The organism is Streptosporangium sp. NPDC048886 (assembly GCF_055586905.1).
This window is the reverse complement of record NZ_JBVJHH010000018.1, coordinates 23,887-43,432: the sequence shown is the minus strand read 5'-3', so window position 1 is coordinate 43,432 and position 19,546 is coordinate 23,887. Positions and strand designations below refer to the sequence as shown.

The 19,546-nt window shown below is 71.0% G+C and carries 20 protein-coding genes and 1 riboswitch; of the genes, 11 read left to right on the top strand and 9 right to left on the bottom strand.

The window, feature by feature from the left end:
• Positions 1–249 precede the first annotated feature (249 nt).
• Genes ACZ6R6_RS22875 through ACZ6R6_RS22860 form a run of 4 tightly spaced genes read left to right on the top strand, consistent with a single transcriptional unit; the run spans position 250 to position 3,144 of the window.
• The gene (locus ACZ6R6_RS22875; RefSeq protein WP_470096324.1) at positions 250–1,671 is read left to right on the top strand and encodes an amidase; all 1,422 of its coding nucleotides are present in this window, start codon (positions 250–252) and stop codon (positions 1,669–1,671) included.
• 50 nt (positions 1,672–1,721) lie between these two features.
• Entirely contained in the window at positions 1,722–2,012 is a 291-nt protein-coding gene (locus ACZ6R6_RS22870; RefSeq protein ID WP_470096322.1) for a hypothetical protein, read from the top strand.
• Entirely contained in the window at positions 2,006–2,380 is a 375-nt protein-coding gene (locus ACZ6R6_RS22865; protein WP_470096320.1) for a DUF5130 family protein, read from the top strand. The genes ACZ6R6_RS22870 and ACZ6R6_RS22865 overlap by 7 nt, the downstream gene beginning before the upstream one ends.
• A gap of 20 nt (positions 2,381–2,400) precedes the next feature.
• The gene (locus tag ACZ6R6_RS22860; protein WP_470096318.1) at positions 2,401–3,144 is read left to right on the top strand and encodes a Pycsar system effector family protein; all 744 of its coding nucleotides are present in this window, start codon (positions 2,401–2,403) and stop codon (positions 3,142–3,144) included.
• On the opposite strand, the gene ACZ6R6_RS22855 is transcribed toward ACZ6R6_RS22860, so the two are convergent.
• Both ACZ6R6_RS22855 and pepN read right to left on the bottom strand, forming a co-directional pair.
• Positions 3,117–4,079, bottom strand: coding sequence for a hypothetical protein (locus tag ACZ6R6_RS22855; RefSeq protein WP_470096316.1), 963 nt, complete (start codon positions 4,077–4,079; stop codon positions 3,117–3,119). The two genes, ACZ6R6_RS22860 and ACZ6R6_RS22855, sit on opposite strands and share 28 nt — an antisense overlap.
• Positions 4,080–4,370: 291 nt before the next feature.
• Entirely contained in the window at positions 4,371–6,938 is a 2,568-nt protein-coding gene (gene pepN / locus ACZ6R6_RS22850; RefSeq protein ID WP_470096314.1) for an aminopeptidase N, read from the bottom strand.
• Positions 6,939–7,157: 219 nt separating this feature from the next.
• Here pepN and ACZ6R6_RS22845 point away from each other — a divergent pair, with 219 nt between their 5' ends.
• From ACZ6R6_RS22845 to ACZ6R6_RS22835, 3 genes are all read left to right on the top strand, one after another.
• Positions 7,158–7,778: a mycothiol-dependent nitroreductase Rv2466c family protein gene (locus ACZ6R6_RS22845; RefSeq protein ID WP_470096312.1), complete on the top strand. Its 621-nt coding sequence runs from the start codon at positions 7,158–7,160 to the stop codon at positions 7,776–7,778.
• 273 nt (positions 7,779–8,051) lie between these two features.
• Positions 8,052–9,461: an aldehyde dehydrogenase family protein gene (locus tag ACZ6R6_RS22840; RefSeq protein WP_470096310.1), complete on the top strand. Its 1,410-nt coding sequence runs from the start codon at positions 8,052–8,054 to the stop codon at positions 9,459–9,461.
• 154 nt (positions 9,462–9,615) lie between these two features.
• On the top strand, positions 9,616–10,077 hold the full coding sequence (locus ACZ6R6_RS22835) for a hypothetical protein (protein ID WP_470096308.1): 462 nt from the start codon (positions 9,616–9,618) through the stop codon (positions 10,075–10,077).
• A gap of 42 nt (positions 10,078–10,119) precedes the next feature.
• Here the strand turns inward: ACZ6R6_RS22835 and def are convergent, their stop codons facing one another.
• Positions 10,120–10,608, bottom strand: coding sequence for a peptide deformylase (gene def, locus ACZ6R6_RS22830; RefSeq protein ID WP_470096306.1), 489 nt, complete (start codon positions 10,606–10,608; stop codon positions 10,120–10,122).
• A 97-nt stretch (positions 10,609–10,705) separates the two neighbouring features.
• Between def and ACZ6R6_RS22825 the strand changes: the two genes are divergently transcribed.
• On the top strand, positions 10,706–11,173 hold the full coding sequence (locus tag ACZ6R6_RS22825) for a ribose-5-phosphate isomerase (RefSeq protein ID WP_306866304.1): 468 nt from the start codon (positions 10,706–10,708) through the stop codon (positions 11,171–11,173).
• 112 nt (positions 11,174–11,285) lie between these two features.
• Here the strand turns inward: ACZ6R6_RS22825 and ACZ6R6_RS22820 are convergent, their stop codons facing one another.
• A complete protein-coding gene (locus tag ACZ6R6_RS22820) occupies positions 11,286–11,447 on the bottom strand; it encodes a hypothetical protein (RefSeq protein ID WP_470096303.1) in 162 nt (53 codons plus the stop codon).
• Between the two features lie 42 nt (positions 11,448–11,489).
• Entirely contained in the window at positions 11,490–12,719 is a 1,230-nt protein-coding gene (locus ACZ6R6_RS22815) for a GNAT family N-acetyltransferase (RefSeq protein ID WP_470096301.1), read from the bottom strand.
• 119 nt (positions 12,720–12,838) lie between these two features.
• Between ACZ6R6_RS22815 and ACZ6R6_RS22810 the strand changes: the two genes are divergently transcribed.
• Positions 12,839–13,954, top strand: a complete 1,116-nt coding sequence (locus ACZ6R6_RS22810; protein WP_470096299.1) for a PP2C family protein-serine/threonine phosphatase — start codon at positions 12,839–12,841, stop codon at positions 13,952–13,954.
• Between the two features lie 129 nt (positions 13,955–14,083).
• On the opposite strand, the gene ACZ6R6_RS22805 is transcribed toward ACZ6R6_RS22810, so the two are convergent.
• Positions 14,084–14,689 (bottom strand): response regulator transcription factor, encoded by a 606-nt coding sequence (locus tag ACZ6R6_RS22805; RefSeq protein WP_470096297.1) that lies wholly within the window; start codon positions 14,687–14,689, stop codon positions 14,084–14,086.
• A 189-nt stretch (positions 14,690–14,878) separates the two neighbouring features.
• Here ACZ6R6_RS22805 and ACZ6R6_RS22800 point away from each other — a divergent pair, with 189 nt between their 5' ends.
• A complete protein-coding gene (locus ACZ6R6_RS22800) occupies positions 14,879–16,189 on the top strand; it encodes a M50 family metallopeptidase (RefSeq protein WP_470096295.1) in 1,311 nt (436 codons plus the stop codon).
• A gap of 55 nt (positions 16,190–16,244) precedes the next feature.
• Positions 16,245–16,766, top strand: coding sequence for a MarR family winged helix-turn-helix transcriptional regulator (locus ACZ6R6_RS22795; protein ID WP_470096293.1), 522 nt, complete (start codon positions 16,245–16,247; stop codon positions 16,764–16,766).
• Here the strand turns inward: ACZ6R6_RS22795 and ACZ6R6_RS22790 are convergent.
• From ACZ6R6_RS22790 to ACZ6R6_RS22780, 3 genes are all read right to left on the bottom strand, one after another.
• Positions 16,753–17,259: a DinB family protein gene (locus ACZ6R6_RS22790; protein WP_470096291.1), complete on the bottom strand. Its 507-nt coding sequence runs from the start codon at positions 17,257–17,259 to the stop codon at positions 16,753–16,755. The genes ACZ6R6_RS22795 and ACZ6R6_RS22790 overlap by 14 nt on opposite strands.
• Before the next feature lie 180 nt (positions 17,260–17,439).
• Positions 17,440–18,195, bottom strand: coding sequence for a GNAT family N-acetyltransferase (locus tag ACZ6R6_RS22785; protein WP_470096289.1), 756 nt, complete (start codon positions 18,193–18,195; stop codon positions 17,440–17,442).
• A 142-nt stretch (positions 18,196–18,337) separates the two neighbouring features.
• Positions 18,338–19,297 carry a coiled-coil domain-containing protein gene (locus ACZ6R6_RS22780; RefSeq protein WP_470096287.1) on the bottom strand — a complete coding sequence of 320 codons (960 nt, stop codon included), beginning with the start codon at positions 19,295–19,297 and terminating at the stop codon, positions 18,338–18,340.
• 53 nt (positions 19,298–19,350) lie between these two features.
• Positions 19,351–19,486, bottom strand: a riboswitch (cyclic di-AMP (ydaO/yuaA leader).
• Positions 19,487–19,546 lie beyond the last annotated feature (60 nt).

The window sequence follows — 19,546 nt, the reverse complement described above, 5'->3', positions numbered from 1 at the left end:
CGGTGGGTCGAGACGTCGGCCTGTCCTCGGCCGGTCGGTCACTGACCCAAATAGGTGACGTAGCGTTACCGTCTTCTGGTACCTGACCGGAATCCACGTAACTCACGGTAGCTGACGTCCATTGGGGTGCCTAGTATTGGGTATCTCATACTTTTGTGACCACCATCACTCGCTTGGCGCCGTCCTGATCCGGGTATCTACTCATTTCCTCTCTAGATAACCGGGCCGTCTGCGCCTACTGTGCGGGACGTGGCCCACATACATGATCTTACCGCCCTTGAGCAGGCGGCGGCCGTGCGGAGCGGGGAGATCTCGCCCGTCGAGATCGCCGAACACTACCTCGACCGCATCGCGCGGCTGGACCCGGAGGTCGGCGCCTATGTGACCGTCACCCGCGAGATGGCCCTGGAACAGGCGGGCAAGGCCGAGGCCAGGGTGCTGGCGGGGGAGGAGCTCCCGCCGCTGCTCGGGGTGCCGATCCCGATCAAGGACCTCAACCTGGTCAAGGACGTGCCGATCCACTTCGGCTCGGCCACCTACGAGGACTTCGTCGCGCCGGTGGACGACAGCGTGGTCGAGAGGCTCAGGGACGCCGGGACGGTCATGCTCGGCAAGACCGCGACCCCCGAGTTCGGACTGCCCTGCTACACCGAGACCTCGCTCTCCCCGCCCACCCGCACCCCGTGGGACCTCTCCCGCTCCGCGGGCGGCTCCAGCGGCGGCGCCGCCGCCGCGGTCGCCGCGGGCCTGGCCCCCGCGGCGCAGGGCAGTGACGGCGCGGGCTCGATCCGGATCCCCGCCTCGGTCTGCGGGCTGTACGGCATCAAGCCCACCCGGGGCCGGATCAGCTCCGCGCCGATCATCCCCGACCTCGCCGGCCTGTCCACCAACGGCCCGATCACCCGTACCGTGGCCGACGCCGCCGCGCTGCTCGACGTGATGACGCACGACAACCCCGGCGACCTCTACTACGCCCCGCCGCCGGAGCTCGGCACGTTCACGGCGTACGTGGGCCGGGAGCCGGGCCGCCTGCGCATCGCCCGCTACGCCGAACCGCTCGTCCCCGGCGCCGAGGTCGACCCCGAGGTGCTCGCCGCCTACGAGCACGCCTCGGCGGAGCTGGCCGCGCTCGGGCACGAGGTGGTGGACATCGCGCCGCCGTTCACCCCGGACCTGGTGCCGCAGTTCGTGACGCTCTGGTACGCCTTCGCCTGCATGCACCCGGTGGACCTGAGCAAGCAGGAGCGGCTCCGGCCGCTGACCGCCTGGCTGCGCGGGCGCGGCTTCGCCACCCCGGCCCCCGACTTCCTGCAGGCCCAGTCGGCGCTACAGCTGGCCACCCGGTTCGGGCTGATGGTCACCGACCAGTACGACGCGGTGCTCACCCCCACCGTCACCCAGCCGCCGCGGCCGGTGGGCTGGTTCGAGGACGTGGCGGAGCCGGAGGAGACCTTCGAGCGGATGAAGCGCTTCGCCGCCTTCCCCGCCATCTACAACGTCAGCGGCCAGCCCGCGGTCAACCTCCCGCTCCACTGGACGCCGGACGGCCTGCCGGTCGGCGTCATGCTGGCCGGACGGTTCGGCGACGAGGGCACGCTGATCTCGCTCTCGGCGCAGGTCGAGGCGGCCCGCGGCGGTTTCTGGGGGGAGCGCAGACCGGCCGTCTGGTAGGTCTCGAACAGGTCTCGACGACATCTCGCCGCGGGTCTACCGTTGGTCGTGTGGACGCGATCCGGGTCCTCGGGTTTCTCGTCGGAGCCTCCGCGGGACTGTTCCTGCTCATCACCCTGCTGGTGATGCTGCCCGGCAGGATGCGCGCGCGTGCGGCCCGGACCACCTCGGCGGGCGCGGTGTGGTTCGGCGGCCCGCACGGCGGCGAGCACGGTGGAGTCGCCCCCGGTCCGGTGCTGGTGGACCGGGGGGCTCCCCGGGAGCCGCGGGTCGACTGGGTCTCGCTGGCCGAGCTCTCCGAGCCGGGCCGGCACGTCGGCGGGGCGTCGGCGCGATGGTGACGGTGCTGCCGACCCTGAGCCCGGCACAGGCCGACGACCTCCGGGAGGCGCTGCGCGCCGCGGACCGCCGCAGCGGCCTGCGCTTCGCCGCCTACCTCGGACCGGCCGTCGGCCCGCGCCGCCACTTCGCCGAACGGCTGCACGCCGCGCTGGGCGAGGAGGCCGACAGGGCCGTGCTCGTCTTCGTGGACCCCGCAGGACGGGCTCTGGAGATCGTCACCGGTCTCCACGCCGGCCGGCGGCTCCCGGACCGGGAGTGCCGCCTGGCCGCGAGGTCGATGGCGCTCGCCCTCGGCGCGGGAGATCTGGCGGGCGGGCTCGTCTCCGGCGTGAGGCTGCTGGCGGATCTGGCTTCGCGCCGCAGATGACCTTCTCGCATAATCGGGTAGTGCTGAAGATCGTGCGCGACACGCTGACGGGTCACGTCTCCGGGGGAGGCACGGTGAAGCAGGAGCAGGACGAGGTCGTCGCCTACATCGCGGCGGTCATGGCCGAGGTGCGCGGCGACATCGGCAGGGCGGACCGCAAGGCCGCGGTCCTGACGGCGGCGGCCGTCCTCGGCGTGCTGCTGGGCAACCGCTACGGGCCGGACGGGCTGCCCAGCCAGGTGGAGTGGCTCTGGTGGGCGGGCGTCTTCTTCTGCGCGATGGGGATCCTGATGCTCGCCGGCGCCCTCTACCCCCGCAGTGCGCGGCTCGCCGGGCAGGCGGTGGAGCGCCGCCGCTCCTACGCGGGCCGGCTCCACGACGAGGACCCCCACGCAGGTGAGTCCCCGGTGGAGGACTCCCGCGCCGGCGCGTTCGCCCGCAGCGCGCTCGCCGACCTGAGGGCCCGCACGGCGGTCCAGGACACCCGGGTCCGGGCCGACCGGCTCCTGCTGGACATCAGGAGGCTCAGCGCCGTCGCCGACGCCAAGAAACGCTACGTCCGCAGGGGCGTGATCCTGCTGGTGATCTCCGTCTGCTGCTGCGCGCTCTCGGCGACGGTCGGCCAGGCCATGACGTCGTGGGATTTCTTCGGCAGGCCCATGGCCCCCGCCGTCCAGCCGACGCCCGCGGCGGGCCCGTGCGTCCCGTCCGGCACCTGTGACGGGCCCTCCCACAGTCAGGCCCGCAGCAGTTTCACCAGATAGGTGCTGATGTCCGTCAGCAGGGTCGAGGGGGTCAGGGGCGCGGCGGCGACGGCGGAGAACAGGCTGGGCAGCCCCGGCAGGGGGAAGCCGTCGTCCCTGGCGGCCTCCTCGCCCACCGCGTTCTTGCCGAGGATCGCCCGGCTGCGCTGCCAGGCGTCGAGGACCTCCTCGGGAGAGGGCACACCGAACCCGTGGCCCACCGGGGCCGCGTGGCGCAGCCGTACCAGGGGGGTGTCGGCGAAGGCCAGCGCGGCGCGGGCGCGTACGCCGAGGTCCTCGCGGCGCTCCGGCTCCACCCAGTCCATCGCGGTGCAGGGGGTGCGGCAGGTGGCCACGCAGGTGGCGAGCGCGCCCGCCACCTGGCTGTGCTGCCGGTCGAAGTAGGCCCGCCAGCCCTCGGCCGGCTCCCCGGCCACCCGCAGGGTCCGGTTGGTGGCCGACTGCTCCGACTTCGTGTGGTCGCACTCGCGCTCGCCGATCACGCCGAACCTGCTGCCCGGCGCGCTGAGCCCGCGCGGCCAGCGCGCCGGGTCTCCCGCGTTGCCGAGCAGCGGCTCGAAGGCGAGCAGCGGCAGGTATTCGCTGGCGATGTGGATGGCGGCGACCATGGGGCTCAGCTCGCGCCGGTGCCACCGGACCGCGATCACCTCCAGCAGCAGCCCGTAGGCGGGCCGCAGCGACTCCAGGGCGCCGCGCGGCTGCTCCCGCGGCGTCTGCGGCATGGTGCACGCCCGCGCCCGGCGCCTCAGGTCGCTGGGTACGGCCCGCGCCTCGGCGGCGAAGTCCTCCGCGTCGAGGGAGAGCAGCCGCTGCCCGAACTCGCACACCGCCTCGATGTCGCCGGCGTCCTCGACGACGTCCACGGCGAGTGCCCCGAGGTCGGCGAAGGCGTGCCTGCGCGCCAGGGAGACGAGTAGATCGCGTGCTGATTCCACTTGATCACCTTCTCACGGGGCGCGGATCCCGGGTCACCTTATCCGGCCATAGCGGGATGTTTACATGTTCTTGCAGGTAGGGACCATTTTTACCATCAACTGGCGGTGATCGGCGCACCGATCACGGTGCCGCGGCCCGCCCGCCCGGCCCGGACGGCACCGCCGGGAACGGCGCCGCCGGGGACGGCAGGCCACCGGGTAGGCACGGACCCAGGACGCGCGGACGCCCCCCGCCGTGACGGCGGAGGGCGTCCGGAGCCGGGCGGGGTCCGCCCGGGGGTCGGGGCCGGGTCAGGCCGCCGAGGTGTCCTTGGCCTGAGCCCGCAGGGCGCGGCTGACGCCGTCGGCGCCCTCCAGGAGCAGGCGCTTGAGGGCGTGCGGCGGCTGTTCGGCGGAGATGAAGTCCTGGGTCCGGGCGACGGTCGCCGGGGAGATGGCCAGGGCCGGGTAACAGCCGTTGGCGAAGCTCTGGGCGCTGTCGAAGGTCCAGGTCTTCCAGATCCGGCCGATCTCCTTGAAGTATTCCGTGGCGTACGGCTCAAGCAGGTCAGGGTGGTGCGGGTCCATGAAGCCGAGGATCGTCGAGCGGAGCAGGGCGCCGCTCAGCTTGCCCTCGGTGATGACGCCCCAGGCCTTCGCCTTGCCCTCCGCCGTCGGGATCGCGGCGCGGGAGAGCGCGGCGGAGCGCTCACCGGTGGCGGTGGCGTCGCGCAGGAGCTCCTCGGCGATGTCCTCCTCGCCGAGCACACCACCGGAGACCAGGGACTGGATCAGCGTCCAGCGCAGGTCGGTGTCCACGGTCAGCCCGTCGAGCACCTCCGAGCCGTCCAGCAGGCCCTTGACGAACGCCAGGTCCTCGGCGGAGGTCGCCACGGCGGACAGGGCGTTGACGTAGGCGAGCTGGTGGTCGGAGCCCGGCTCGGCCCCGGCGACCAGGGAACGCAGGGCGGAGGCCAGCAGGGCCAGGCCCTCGGCCCGCCAGGCCGGGTCGGCGTACTGCTGGACGGCCAGGCGGGCCTGGCGGAGCACCGTCTGCGCGACGGTGATGTCCTTGACCGACGCGATGCCGGAGATGACCAGGGCGACGTAGTCGCGGGTGGACATCTCGGCGTCGCGGGTCATGTCCCAGGCGGCCGACCAGCACAGGGCGCGGGGCAGGGACTCGGTGAACCTGGCGATGCCGCCGCTCACCAGCGTCTGCAGCGAACGCTCGTCGAGCCGGACCTTGGCGTAGGTCAGGTCGTCGTCGTTGATCAGGATCAGGTCCGGCTGGACCTCGCCGACCAGCTCGGCCACCGCCGTACGGGCCCCGACCACGTCGAGCTCGACCCGCTTGGTGCGGACCAGGGCGTCGCCCTGCAGGGAGTACAGGCCGATGGCGACGCGGTGCGAGCGCAGCGTCGGGTAGTCGGCCGGGGCCTCCTGCAGGACGTTGAACTCGAGGAAGCGGCCCTCGGAGTCGGTGGTGAACGACGGGCGCAGCGTGTTGACCCAGGCGGTCTCCAGCCACTCCTTGGACCAGGAGGACAGGTCGCGGCCGGAGGTGCGCTCCAGCGCGCCGAGCAGGTCGGCGAGCGTGGTGTTGCCCCAGGCGTGCTCGTTGAAGTAGTCGCGGACGCCGGCCAGGAAGTTGTCCAGGCCCACGTAGGCGACGAGCTGCTTGAGCACCGAGGCGCCCTTGGCGTAGGTGATGCCGTCGAAGTTGACCTCGACCGCGTGCATGTCGACGATGTCGGCGGCGATCGGGTGGGTCGAGGGCAGCTGGTCCTGGCGGTAGGCCCAGGCCTTCTCCACGTTGGCGAAGGTCGTCCACGCGCCCTGGCCCCAGCGGGTGGCCTCGGCCTGGCAGAGCACCGAGGCGTAGGTGGCGAACGACTCGTTCAGCCACAGGTCGTCCCACCAGCGCATGGTGACCAGGTCGCCGAACCACATGTGCGCCATCTCGTGCAGGATCGTCTCGGCGCGGCGCTCGATGATCGCGTCGGTGACGCGGGAGCGGAAGACGTAGTCCTCCAGGAAGGTCACGCAGCCGGCGTTCTCCATCGCGCCCGCGTTGAACTCGGGCACGAAGAGCTGGTCGTACTTGCCGAACGGGTAGCGGACGCCGAAGATCTTGTGGAAGAAGTCGAACCCCTGCCGGGTGATCTCGAAGAGGTTGTCGGCGTCGAGGTGCTCGGCGAGCGAGGCCCGGCAGTAGAGGCCCAGCGGGATGCCGTCGTGCTCGGAGGTCACCTTGTGGTAGGGGCCGGCGCACAGGGCGGTGATGTAGGTGGACATCACCGGCGTGGCGGGGAAGTGCCAGCGCTTGGCGGCCTGGAGCGCGCCGTGGCGGCCGTGGTGCTCCTCCAGCTCCTCGGCGGAGTCGGGCGCCGCGTTGGAGATGACCTCCCAGTAGGAGGGCGCGAGCACGGTGAGCTCGAAGGTGGCCTTCAGGTCGGGCTGGTCGAAGCAGGCGTACATCCGGTGGGCGTCGGCCGTCTCGAACTGGCTGTGCAGGTAGACGTTCTTGTCGACCGGGTCGACGAAGCGGTGCAGGCCCTCGCCGGTGCGCGTGTAGGAGCAGTCGGCGTCGACGCGCAGCTCGTTGGTCTCGGCCAGGCCCGGCAGCGGCAGCCGGCCGGTCTCCAGGTCGTAGCTGCTCACGTCGAGCTCGGTGCCGTTCAGGACGGCCTTGCGCACCTTGGCACCGGCCAGGTCGATGAACGTCTCCGCACCCGCCTGAGCGCTGGTGAACCGGACCGTGGTGACGCTCTCGAAGCGCTCCTCACCCTCGGTCAGATCGAGTTCCACCGCGTATGACTGCACGCTGAGCAGACGCGCGCGCTCGCGGGCCTCGTCACGGGTCAGATTGCCTGCCACTACCGCTCCCTCGTCACAACTTCCCCCGCTCCGTTGCGAAGGGATGCCTGAATCCTGCCATGTGAGGCAGAGGATCGCCGCCCCGGAGGCCGAGGGACGAGCCGACCGCTCCGTTCGAGGATAAAGCCGCTCGTCAACGTAATAATCCCTACCCGGAATAGGAAACTCGGTTCCACAGGTTGTCGCCGACGACAGGCTTCCCGATCAGAGAGCTGAGAGATGACTGAGCGCACCCCGGTCGACCTGTGGTTCGACCCCTTCTGCCCGTACGCGTGGATGACCTCCCGGTGGCTGTTGGAAGTGGAGAAGCTGCGGCCTATCGAGCCGCGCTGGCACATCATGAGCCTCAACGTGCTCAACGAGGACAAGGACGTGCCCGACAAATACCGCGAGATGATCGCCAAGGCCATCGGCCCGGTCCGCGTGGTCACCGCCGTACAGGAGAAGTACGACTCCGAGACGGTGGGCCGGCTCTACACCGAGCTCGGCACCCGCTTCCACAACCAGGGCAGGCTCAAGGAGCTCGACAGGCTCCGCGAGACCGTCGAGGAGGCGCTGGAGGCCGCGGGCCTGGACCGGGAGTTCGCCGACGCGATGGACTCCGAGGAGTTCGACGAGGCCCTGCGCGCCTCGCACGACGACGGCATCGGGCGGGTCGGCCAGGAGGTCGGCACCCCGGTGATCTCGGTGGAGGGCGTCTCCTTCTTCGGCCCGGTCATCTCGCCCGCGCCCAAGGGTGAGGAGGCGGCCAGACTCTGGGACGGCGTCCGCCTGGTGGCCGGCGTCGACGGCTTCTTCGAGCTCAAGCGCTCCCGCACCCGCGAGCCGATCTTCGACTGACCCGCGGGCCCGTGGCCACCGTGCCCCGGCCGTCCGGATAAGCGCGGAGAATCACTTCTCCGCGCTTATCCGGATATTGCGAATTTTTATACATCTCGATAATCCATCGGTCACAACCCGCCCCGCCGTACTCTGCCCGTGCAGAGCGCGATCCGACGCCCGTCGCGGCAGTGGATCGCATCCGGCAAATTGCGATCTTCATGCGATTGCGCAGGTATTCCGTGACCTTACGGGCTCTCGCCTTATGACGGTCGACACGCAAGGATGAGAGCCATGCGTCACCTTTATCTGAACGGAGCTTGGCGGGCATCGACGTCGGGCGAGAGCATCGACGTCGTCAACCCCGCGACAGAGGAGACGATCGACAGGGTCCCGGCGGGCTCGCCCGCCGACGTCGAGGCCGCTGTCGCCGCCGCCCGCGCGGCCCTGCCCGCGTGGTCGGGCACGGCCCCGGCCGAACGGGGCAAGGTCCTCAACGCGGCGGCCGAGCTGATACGAGAACGCTCCGACCAGATAGCCAGGATCATCACCACGGACATGGGCGCGCCCTACAACGTGGCGCTGAAGGTGCAGACGCTGATGCCCGCCGGGGTGCTGGCCTTCTACGGCCAGCTGGCCGAGACCTACGACTTCGAGGGCGGGAGGGTCGGCAACTCCCGCATCTTCCGGGAGCCGGCCGGCGTGGTCGCCGCCATCACGCCGTGGAACTACCCGCTCCACCAGATCGTGTGCAAGGTGGCCCCGGCGCTCGCCGCGGGCTGCACGGTGGTGCTCAAGCCCAGCGAGGTGGCGCCGCTGGCGGCCTTCGCGCTGGCCGGGATCTTCGACGAGGTCGGGCTGCCCGCCGGGGTGTTCAACATGGTGAGCGGCTACGGCCCGGTGGTGGGCGAGGCGCTGGTCACCCACCCCGACGTGGACATGGTGTCCTTCACCGGCTCCACCCGGGCGGGGCGGCGGGTCGCCTCGCTCGCGGCCGAGACGGTCAAGCGGGTGGCCCTGGAGCTCGGCGGCAAGTCGGCCAGCCTGGTGCTGCCGGACGCCGACCTGCCCGCGGCGGTCAAGGTGACCGTGGCCAACGCCTTCCTCAACTCGGGCCAGACCTGCTCGGCCTGGACACGCATGATCGTCCACCGCGACCAGTACGACGACGCCGTCCGGCTCGCCGTCGAGGCGGCGGGGAAATACCCCCTCGGCGACCCCTTCGACGAGCTCACCCGCCTCGGCCCGCTGGTCTCCGCCGCCCAGCGCGACCGGGTCGTCCGCTACATCAACCGGGGCCAGGAAGAGGGTGCCCGGCTGGTCGCCGGAGGCGCCGACCGGCCCCTGGACCGGGGCTTCTATGTGGAGCCCACGGTGTTCGCCGGGGTGGAGCCGGGGATGGTGATCGAGCAGGAGGAGATCTTCGGCCCGGTCCTGACGATCATTCCCTACACCCGCGGCGAGGACGAGGCCGTCACCATCGCCAACGGCACGTCGTACGGCCTGGCCGGCGCGGTGTGGGCGGGCGAGGAGGAGCGCGCGGTCGCCGTCGCCAGGCGGCTGCGCACCGGCCAGGTGTCCGTCAACGGCGGCCAGTTCAACCCCCGCGCCCCCTTCGGGGGCTACAAGCAGTCGGGGCTGGGGCGCGAGCTGGGCGAGTTCGGGCTTGAGGAGTATCTGGAGATCAAGTCGGTCCAGCTCTGACCTGGTCCGGCCTTGATCGGAGGCCGACGCCCCTTCTCCGAGATTGCCTATCCGCCCGGGGAGGGTTGTCCTTACCGGAGGTTCTGGGTAAACCCGTCCTATGGGAAGCCTCGCCCCTCCGCAAGGAGGCCTCGCCCCCTCCGAAAGGCGCCGAATGAGATCGGGCACCAAGCGTCTGAGCGCGTTCGACCTGGTGGTCGCCGCAGGGGGGCTGGTGCTGGTGCTGCTCGCCGGGCAGAATCTCGGGCCGGCGCTGGCCGCGCTCCGCGGTGAGGGCACCTGGGGCGCCTTCACCGCCCAGCGGGTCGAGTGCGTCCAGCACCCCGGCCACGAGCAGTGCACCTGGCTGGGTGACTTCCGGGCCGGCGGACAGGCGCGCCAGGGGATCGCCTTCTACGGCGCCGACCGGGAGGCGTTCACCCCCGGCCAGACGGTGCGGGCCTTCGACACCGGCCGCCGGGGCCACGTCTACGGCCCCGGCGGCTCCAATGAGTGGATCATGGTCGTGCTGCTCCTCGTGGCCGGCCTCGGCCTGGCGGCCAGGCCCCTGCTCCGCCGCCGCCGCGCAACGGGGGACGCCGGGGCCACGGGGACCGAGGAGGTCGCGGGAGGCTGAAGGGTGTGGCCCCACCGTCTCGGCCGGGGAGCCCGCACCCGGTCAGGGGGCCTGCAGGAGGACCTTCCTGGCGGCGTCCTTGGCGAGACGGTCGACGTAGAGCATCCCGTCGAGGTGATCGGTCTCGTGCTGGAAACAGCGCGCCAGCAGGCCGCGGGCCCTGACCTGGACCGGCCGGCCCAGGCGGTCGGAGCCGCGGACGGTGACCCCGGCGGCCCGGGGGGTCTTGGCGTAGATGGGGGTGCCGGTCTCGCGGCCGGGGACCGACAGGCAACCCTCCTCGTCGACGACCTCCGCGTCGTCGTCGACCGTCAGCACAGGGTTGATCAGGTGCCCCTTGCGGTTGCTGCAGTCATAGACGAAGACCCGCTTCGACACGCCGATCTGCGGGCCGGCCAGACCGACCCCCTGCGCGGCGTACATCGCGTCGAACATCTCGTCGATCAGGCGGCGCAGATCGCGGTCGAAGTCGACGATCGGCTCGGCGGGCGTGCGCAGGACCGGATCCCCGACCACTCGGATGTCACGCATGGGGACTCTCTCTTGTAAGGGTTCGGAAGGCTAAGCGGTCATTACTCTAGTCGGGGTGGGGGTCGAGCCGGCCACATACACCTGCGAAACTGGGCGGGTGCGCGTCTACATCGGTGCCGACCATGCCGGCTATGAGCTCAAGAACCACCTCGTCTCCTGGCTGAAGGAGCACGGCCACGAGGTCACGGACTGTGGCCCGTCCGTCTACGACCCGGAGGACGACTACCCGCCGTTCGTGCTGCGCGCGGCCGAGGGTGTCGCCGAGGACCCAGGCAGCCTGGGAGTCGTCATCGGCGGTTCGGGCAACGGCGAGCAGATCGCGGCCAACAAGGTGCGCGGTATCCGCGCCGCCCTGGCCTGGAGCGAGGAGACCGCCGAGCTCGCCCGCGAGCACAACAACGCCAACGTGGTCAGCGTCGGCGCGCGGATGCACACGGAGGAGGAGGCGACCCGGTTCGTCGAGATCTTCCTCGGCACCGCCTACTCGGGCGCCGAGCGGCACAACCGCCGGATCGCGCAGCTCACCTCCTACGAGACCATCGGCCAGCTCCCGCCGCTGCCGTAGTCCCGCCCGCCCGGCCCGTGGGGGGCCGGGCGTGCGTCCGCCCGCCCGTCACGGGCGGGCGGATCCGTCACCCGCGGTCTCTCGTCCGGTCCTACCCGCTACCCGCGCTCGCTCACTTGCGGCGCGGCTGCTCCTTGCGCGCGGGCTCCCGGCGCGGCGTCTCGTCGCGCAGCGGCCGCCGGTCGGCGGCCTCCTGCTGCTCCTGGGAGGGCCGGGAGACATCCCGGGCCCGCATCGCGGTGACCGCGCCGATCTGCAAGCTCTGCAGTGCCATGCGGTCACCATAACCCGCGCGGCGCGGGCGTGCCCGCCCCGCTCAGAAGATCAGACCGGCCCAGGGCGCGGGGTCCCACGACATGGCCACCGACAGCTCCCGTACGGCTCCCGCCCGGAACTCGTGCACCACCCCGGCCGCCTGCAGCGCCGCGAGCGGACGGCCGCCCAGGTAGGCCGCGCCCAGCACGGTGACCGGGAGTGCCAGGTCCGCAGGGTCGTCGGTCGGCACGCAGCGGGCGCCGGAGGTGTCGGCCGACAACCGCCAGCGGCGGGCGTTCCACGGGCAGACCGCGTCCTCGACCTCGATCACCACGTCCACGGGCGCCGAGTAGCGGCGCGCGGGCAGCGCGCGCTCGACGTCCACGAGGCGGATCCACAGGTCGTCCAGCCACCCGGCGTTGAGGTGGCGCGGCTCGGCCAGCAGGTGGATCAGCGGGTCGTCGACCGGCCGCTGCCCGACCCTGACCCGCGCGACCAGGTCGCGGTCCAGGACGTGCCGCCAGAGCAGGGCGTAGGCGGCCGGATCGAGGCCGAACAGCTCCTTGAGCCGCAGCTCGCCGTCCGGCACGTCATGCTCGGTGACGCTCTGCTTGATCCGGAAGAGCGCGTAACCGCGGGGACCCCCGTCGTCCTCGACGACCACCGCGCGCAGCGGTCCGGAGCCTCCCTGGTCGGCCTCGTGGTCCGACAGCATCGCGTCCCAGCGCGCGGGAGTGCGGGCGTAGAGTCCCGGACGGCTGTCGAGCACGGCCTCGAAGACCTTCTCGAAGAGGGCCCTGGCCTCGGCGGGCTTGACCACGCGCAGCCGCAGCGCGGGGTCGGTCGGGGCGTGCCGGCCGAAGGCCGAGCCGTGTGTGGGGATGTTGAAGAAAAGGTTGTCGGCGGCCCTGCCGTACCCGAAGCGGCCGTAGATCGCCGCCTCGGAGGCGTAGAGCGCGGCGACCGCCTCGCCCCGCTCGCGCAGGTCGGCGAGCTGGCGGGTCATCAACGCGGACAGGACCCCTCTGCGGCGGTGCGAGGGCAGCACGCCGACCGCGGTGATGCCGCCGACCGGGATCGGTCCACCGGGCACCGTCATTGTGAAACTGCACACAGCGGTGGCGCCCACGAGCATGCCGTCCTCGAAGGCCCCCAGCGAGCGGTCCAGCTCGGTGTTGTTCCGGAACAGCTCCACCCGGTGCGGGGGGAAGGCGTTGCCGAACGCCTCTTCGTCGACGGCGATCCAGTCGATCCACTCGTTCTCAGTGATCGGGCGCAGGGTAAGACTCATTTTTCCTACGGTAGTGGGGGACAAACCGTTCCGGCTATTCAATATCCGCCCTTAATGATCAAGGCATTGGTCAAGTGGGCTGCCCAAATGGGGGATAGACCGATACAGTCAAACGCATCATGAGTTCTCGCCCGGTGCCACTGATCCCTCCGGGGCTCCGTGCGTTCCTGGTGCGGGTCCCCCTTCTCGTGCCCATTGTGCGGTTCCTGCGCCGTGGGCCGCTGGCCCGTGACCGCAACCTGCTCCTCACGCTCACCGCGCTGTCCCTGGTGCTCGGCGCCCTGGCCGCCCGGGTCTCCACGGAGTGGTTCTCCCCGGCGCTCATGATCCCGATCACCCTCGTCGGCGGGCTCCAGCTCCGGCTGCGCAGCCTGGCCAAGCTGCTGTGCGCGGTGGCCGCCGCCCTGCTCTACGTCGGCATCGTGCGAGGGGTGGGGCACATCGGCCCGGGCCTGCTGGTCACCTTCGGCTTCACCACCGTGCTGGCGGGGCTGATGGCCCGCACCCGGGGCAAGCTGGGCGTGCAGGGCCTGCGCGGCGACGCGATGCTGCTGGAGCTGCGCGACCGCCTCAAGAACCAGAGCGAGCTGCCCGCGCTGCCCAAGGACTGGGACTCGCGGGTGGTGCTCAAGCAGGCCGGCGGCTCCTCCTTCGGCGGCGACTTCCTGGTCTCCCTGCGCGAGGGCGACACGGTGGAGCTCGCCCTCGTCGACGTGTCCGGAAAGGGCGTCGACGCGGGCACCAGGGCCCTGATGCTGTCGGGGACCTTCGGCGGCCTGCTCGGCTCGGTCGACGACTTCCTGGCCGCCTGCAACACCTACCTGCACCGCCAGCGCGAGGCCGAGGGTTTCGTCACCGCCGTCCATGTGCGGCTCAACCTCGCCACGGGCGAATACGTGATCACCTCGGCCGGCCATCCGCCGGTGGTCAAGTTCGAGGCGGGCACCGGCACCTGGCGGGTCTCGCCGGCCAAGGGCGTGGTCCTGGGCATCGTCCCCGACCTGCACTGCGAGCCCGACCGGGGGACGCTCCGCAAGGGCGAGGCCCTCATGCTCTACACCGACGGGCTGATCGAGCAGCCCGGCCGCGACATCGACGCGGGCCTCGACCGGCTGCTGGGGGAGGCCGAGCGGCTGCTGCCCTCCGGGTTCCGCCACGGCGCCCGCAACCTGGTCACCTCGATGTCGGCGGGGCACAACGACGACTGCGCCCTGATCCTCATCTGGCGCCCCTGACCGCCACGCCCCGATGTCGCAGCCATCAGGGACGGCCACGGCGGCGCGACGCCGCAGACGCCACCGCCGCCCGGAGCGGCCGGGGCGGCGCGATGTCACAGCGGTCCGGAGCGTCAGCCGTCCGGAGCGTCACAGCCACCCGGAGTCGCTGGCGATCCGCACGGCGTCGAGGCGGTTGCGGGCGTGGGTCTTGCACATGATCCGCGACATGTGGTTCCGGACCGTTCCCACGGACAGGAAGAGCTGGTCGGCGATCTCGTTGGAGCGCGCCCCCTGGGCGGCCAGCCGGAGCACGTCCAGCTCCCGGCGGGTCAGCGGGTTCTCGGCCGCTTCCAGGGCGGCCACCGCGAGCTCCGAGTCCACCGCCCGGCGGCCCGCCGCGACCCGGCGGACACCGTCGGCGAGCTGCTCGGGCGCCACGTCCAGGCTCATGAACCCGAGCGCGTGGACGGCGAAGGCCCGGCGGACCTGGCCGGGGTTGGGGTGGCGCGACAGCAGCAGGACCCGGCAGCCGGGGACGTCGCCGTGCAGCCGGAGCGCCGCGGCGAACCCGTCGACGCCGGGGAGGTCCAGATCGACGACCGCCACCTGGGGTCCGTGTTCCAGGGCGGAGGGGACGACCTCTTCTCCGCTGCCCACGTCGGAGACGACCTTCAGGTCTGCCTCACACTGCAGCGACGCCACCAGGCCGCGCCGGACCAGGGGAAGGCGCTCGGCCACCAGGATCCCGATCAAGGTTCTCCTCTGCCCATTGTCGAAGGGTGATCAAATGATCGCTCAACGTTAACAAAGTGTCTCCATTCGGCACAGCATGCGCAAGTGGCTCGATCTGGAAGGCCCGCTTTTGAGGGCCCCGGCTCCGGGCACTTGGGCTAATCTCTTATGGGGCATTGTCGGTAAATCCGTGACCGGGGGTATGAACCTGTGAGCTGGCTCTTCGTGATCGGGATCATCGTCTTCCTCGTGGGGTTGATGGTGTCGATCGGGCTGCACGAGATCGGTCACCTGGTGCCGGCGAAGCTGTTCGGCGTCAAAGTCACGCAATACATGATCGGCTTCGGTCCGACCATGTGGTCGAGGCGCAAGGGCGAGACCGAATACGGCGTGAAGTGGATCCCGCTCGGCGGCTACATCCGGATGATCGGCATGTTGCCGCCCCGGCCCACCGACGATCCCAACAAGGTGCGCTCGGTCTCCACCGGGCCGTGGCAGGGCCTGATCGAGAACGCCCGCGAGGTCGCGCTGGAGGAGGTCCGGCCGGGGGACGAGGGCCGGGTCTTCTACCGCAAGCCCTGGTGGCAGAAGGTCATCATCATGAGCGGCGGCCCGGCGATGAACTTCGTGCTGGCGTTCATCCTCTTCGCCGTCGTCATCATGGGCTTCGGCGTCCCGGTGCTCAAGCCGGTCGTGTCGGGGATGACCAAGTGCGTCATCCCCTACAGCGAGTCGCTGAAGCCGGGCCGCACGTGCACCGAGTCCGACCCGCCCACGCCGGCGGCGCAGGCGGGCGTCAAGCCCGGCGACGAGATCGTCGCGTTCAACGGGGCGCCGGTCTCCTCCTGGGAGGAGGCCACCAAGAAGATCCGGGCCAACGGGGCCGGGCCCATCACCCTCGGCATCGTGCGCGACGGCAGGCCGCAGACGCTGAACGTCACCCTGATCTCCCAGGACCGGCCGGCGGTCGACGACCCGAAGAAGATCGAGAAGAACGTCGGCTTCCTCGGTGTCGCGCCCACGCAGGTCATGGAGAAGCAGAGCCTCGGCTACGTGGTCGGCCACATGGTGGAGCTCACCGGCAGGGTCGCCGAGTCGCTGCTCAACCTGCCGCAGAAGATGATCGGCGTCTGGAACGCCGCCTTCTCCGGTGAGGAACGCGACCCCAACGGCCCGGTCGGCGTGGTCGGCGCGGGCCGGATCGGCGGCGAGATCGCCGCCTCCGCCGCCCCCACCGAGAACAAGCTCGTCGCCCTGCTGAGCCTGCTCGCCGGGTTCAACCTGGCCATCGGCGTGTTCAACCTCATCCCCCTGCTCCCGCTCGACGGCGGCCACATCGCGGGCGGTCTCTGGGAGGGGCTCAAGCGGGCCTTCGCCCGGGTGACCCGCAGGCCCGAGCCGGCGCACGTCGACATCGCCAAGGTGCTCCCGCTGACCTACGCGCTGGCCTTCACGATGATCATCCTGTTCGGCCTGCTCCTGTACGCGGACCTGGTGAACCCGGTCCGCCTCGCCGGCTGACCTGTCGGGCCACGGCGGTCTGGGAGGTGGCGGTGCTCGCCGCTAGGGTTGTTCCGTGAGGGACGGGACGCCGGGGGCGGCGATCGACGTGGCACTGTTCCGGCTGCGCCGCATCTGGGCGCGGCCGCTGCGCGCGCGCAAGCTCGGAGATCCGCAGCGGCCGGTGCAGCTGTCCAACGTGATGGTCGTGCACGCCGTGCACAAGCTGAGCCTGGACGTGCCCGAGGTGACCGTCGGCGCCGTCGCGGAGCAGCTGGACGTCGACCCCTCCACGGCCAGCAGGCTGGTCAACGACGCGATCGGCGCGGGGTTCGTGGAGCGCGAGGCGTCCGAGGTCGACGCCCGGCGGGCCCGGCTGGTGCTCAGCGAGCGCGGGCGCCGGGTGCTGGAGGTGGTCGTCCACTACCGGCGCACCTACCTGGACGGGCTGATCGCCGACTGGGACGAGGCGGACCGTGAGGCCTTCGCCCGGCTGATCACCCGCTTCGCCGAGGCGGCCGTGGCCCATCCGGCCGACCTGGCCAACCTCGACCAGGTGATCGCCGAGGTGATCGAGGAGCCCACTACTCTCCGGTGACGCCGTCGAGCTGCTCGCGGATGATGTCGGCGTGACCGTTGTGCCGGGCATACTCCTGGATCATGTGGATGAGGATCCAGTGCAGCGAGACGTTCTCACCCCTACGCTGCCGCTTGCCCACGGTGTTCAGGGGAAGCCCCGCGGAGACCGCGCGGGCGAGGTCGATCTCGTGCTGCCAGCGGGTGAGCGCCTCCTCGGCCGAGGCGGTGTCCACCAGCTCGAACTCCACGTCGGGACGCGGGTCGGACCAGTAGATCCCCGAGGTGTTCTCGCCGTTGAGGATGTTGCGGAACCAGTAGTGCTCGACGTCGGTCATGTGGCGGACCAGACCCAGCAGGGAGAGCGTGGACGGTGCGGCCGTGCGCAGGCGGAGCTGTTCCTCCGACAGCCCGGCGCACTTCACGGCCAGGGTCTCTCGCTGCCAGTCCAACCATGACTGGAGCATGGGGATCTCGTCGGCGATATAGGGGGGATCGACGCGGTTGTCAGTCATGAGACCTCATGATGCCCATACGCCCGGGTGGCTGTCATGTCGTCCAGCCGTGCCGCGGAGGCCCTGGGCCGTACTGCCACGGAGCGCGGAGGCTCCGCGCCCGCCGTCGTGGTGGGGCCGGTGCCGCAGACGGCTACGCCGCCCGGCGGGCGGGGGCTGTCGTGGGAGCGCAATCGGGTGTCACGACCACCACGTCGCGTGGGTGACGGTGTCGAATCCGAGGGAGTCGTAGAGCGGCTTGCCGGCCGTCGCGGAGGTCAGGGTGACGGGACCCTCCAGGTGTCCCAGGACCGCGTGCATGAGTGCCCGCCCGACCCCGTGGGAGCGGTGCTCGGGCAGGGTGGTCACCCAGTAGACCCCGCCCACCCCGCCGTCGGCGACCGTCATGCAGGCCCCGGCGGGCACCCCGTCCCGCGTGGCGAGGAACAGCTCGATCCCCTCGCGTCCCAGCAGTCCCGTGGGGAACACCTCGCCCGCCTGATGGGGCTGGAAGGCCGGCAGCGGGAACCCGTGGACCACGATCCGCTCCGCCGTCTCCAGCTGGTCGCCCGTCTCCACCCGCTCGACCTGTACGGCCGGCGGCGCGGGCACCGGACCGGGGCGGCGGATCATGACGGGCAGCCGCCGGGGGCTCAACCCCGAACCGCCCAGGTCGAGCGAGCTGAACGGGTCCTCGACGACCACCCCGCCGGTGGATCGGCGCCGGGCCAGGTCCGTCAGCTCGGCGAGATCGTCCGCGTCCGGCTCCGGCGAGAGCAGCAGGATCCGCAGGCCGCTGCGCTCGCTCCCGTCCACGCCGACGAAACCGGGCCGGCGGACCAGCGCGTGCCCGCGGGTCTGCGCGAGAGCGCCCCAGAAGGTGGCGGCGTTCCGGGTCGCCAGGTGGAGCGAGGTCATGTCCGCGACGGGGCCGGCGAGCGCTGGTTCAGTGGTCACGGAGACAACCCTACGAGGTCATCGGATCCGGTCGGCCGCGGGCGGTGGCGCGGCCTCCGGGACTTCCGGGCCCGCGCCACCGCGCTCATGCCGGCTCAGGAGATGTGGACCAGGGTTTCGGTGTTCTCCAAGCGGCAGGAGGCTAGTACATCGAGATGTGTGTGTGGTCGAAGTGGTTGGCGGTGACGCCGCCGCGGTCGGACATGGGGCGCCAGCCGGAGCCGGAGTTGATGCGCTGGCGCCAGATCACGTATTTGACGCCGAGACTGACCCTGTTCTTGACGGCCCAGGCGGCGATCTCGTCGCCGAGCTTGACGTGGGCGGCCGAGGGCATCGAGCCGCCGGTGCTCATCATGAAGTCGCAGGCGCGGCCGAGCGGGTGTTCGCCGCCGTCGTTCACGGCCCGGTAGCAGCCGACCGTGTAGGGCAGGGCGAAGCGCTTCTCGATGGCCTCACGCATGATCCGGGTGCGGTCGGTGATGTTGTCGGTGCCCGTGGGCAGTTGGGGCGCCCAGCTGCCGTCGGCCCGGCGGCCGGAGCCCGTGGGGACGAGCGCGTCGAGCTTCTTCTCGATGGCGTCGATCAGCTTCTCGGCCTCTTTGCGCTGGGTGGCCACCGCTGCGGCCTCCTGGCCGATCTGCTCGGTGAGCCGGGCCGCCCTGTCCGCCGCCTGTTTCTTCAGATCCCGGCTCCGGGCGAAGCCCTGCAGGTAGGCGCTCTGCTGGGCGGTGAGCTGCTGCATGATCGCGGCGCCGCCCATGTTGACGTTGGTGGAGAACAGCAGGGACGGCAGGTCGCCGGTGCTGCTCTGGTAGCGGAGCTGGGCGATGGAGTCGACCTGCTTGTCGGCCTCCTGGTAGGCGGTCTCGGCCTTGCGCAGGTCCGCCTTGGCGACCACCTCCGCGGTCTGGGCCTTCCTGAGGGACTCGCGCTTGGCGGCGTAGGTCTCGATGAGCGTGTCGACCCGCTTGTTCAGGTCGGCCAGTTCGGCGCGGAGCTGGGACTCCTTGGGTTTGGGGGCCGCGCTGCCCGCGGTCTTGGGCTTGGGGGCCGCGCTGCCCGCGGTCGCCGTGCCGGAGGTGAACGCGAGGACCGAAACCACGGAAATGGTCAAGGCCGCATGGCGACGGAACGTGGGGGATAGAGCCGCCACGACTCTCCTCTCCATCCGCCTACCGGGTTAGCTGACGGGTTCGGGCTGGAGGAAGCCCTTCCACCGAAGTGGTTCACCCCAAGTGCGGTGGTTCCCCGGCTCCCGGGCGACGCGCCCGGAATTAGGCATTTCGGACATTAGGTCCGATGTGTGAGGATAGTAGTGGTAAACCCCAGGTAACGCGACCCCAATCTGAGA

Excerpts from the sequence above, each read along its gene's own strand:
- ACZ6R6_RS22865 (WP_470096320.1), top strand. The coding sequence starts at position 2,006 with ATGGTGACGGTGCTGCCGACCCTGAGCCCGGCACAGGCCGACGACCTC.
- ACZ6R6_RS22845 (WP_470096312.1), top strand. The coding sequence starts at position 7,158 with ATGACTGAGCGCACCCCGGTCGACCTGTGGTTCGACCCCTTCTGCCCG.
- ACZ6R6_RS22840 (WP_470096310.1), top strand. The coding sequence starts at position 8,052 with ATGCGTCACCTTTATCTGAACGGAGCTTGGCGGGCATCGACGTCGGGC.
- ACZ6R6_RS22835 (WP_470096308.1), top strand. The coding sequence starts at position 9,616 with ATGAGATCGGGCACCAAGCGTCTGAGCGCGTTCGACCTGGTGGTCGCC.
- def (WP_470096306.1), bottom strand. The coding sequence starts at position 10,608 with ATGCGTGACATCCGAGTGGTCGGGGATCCGGTCCTGCGCACGCCCGCC.
- ACZ6R6_RS22820 (WP_470096303.1), bottom strand. The coding sequence starts at position 11,447 with ATGGCACTGCAGAGCTTGCAGATCGGCGCGGTCACCGCGATGCGGGCC.
- ACZ6R6_RS22815 (WP_470096301.1), bottom strand. The coding sequence starts at position 12,719 with ATGAGTCTTACCCTGCGCCCGATCACTGAGAACGAGTGGATCGACTGG.
- ACZ6R6_RS22810 (WP_470096299.1), top strand. The coding sequence starts at position 12,839 with ATGAGTTCTCGCCCGGTGCCACTGATCCCTCCGGGGCTCCGTGCGTTC.
- ACZ6R6_RS22790 (WP_470096291.1), bottom strand. The coding sequence starts at position 17,259 with ATGACTGACAACCGCGTCGATCCCCCCTATATCGCCGACGAGATCCCC.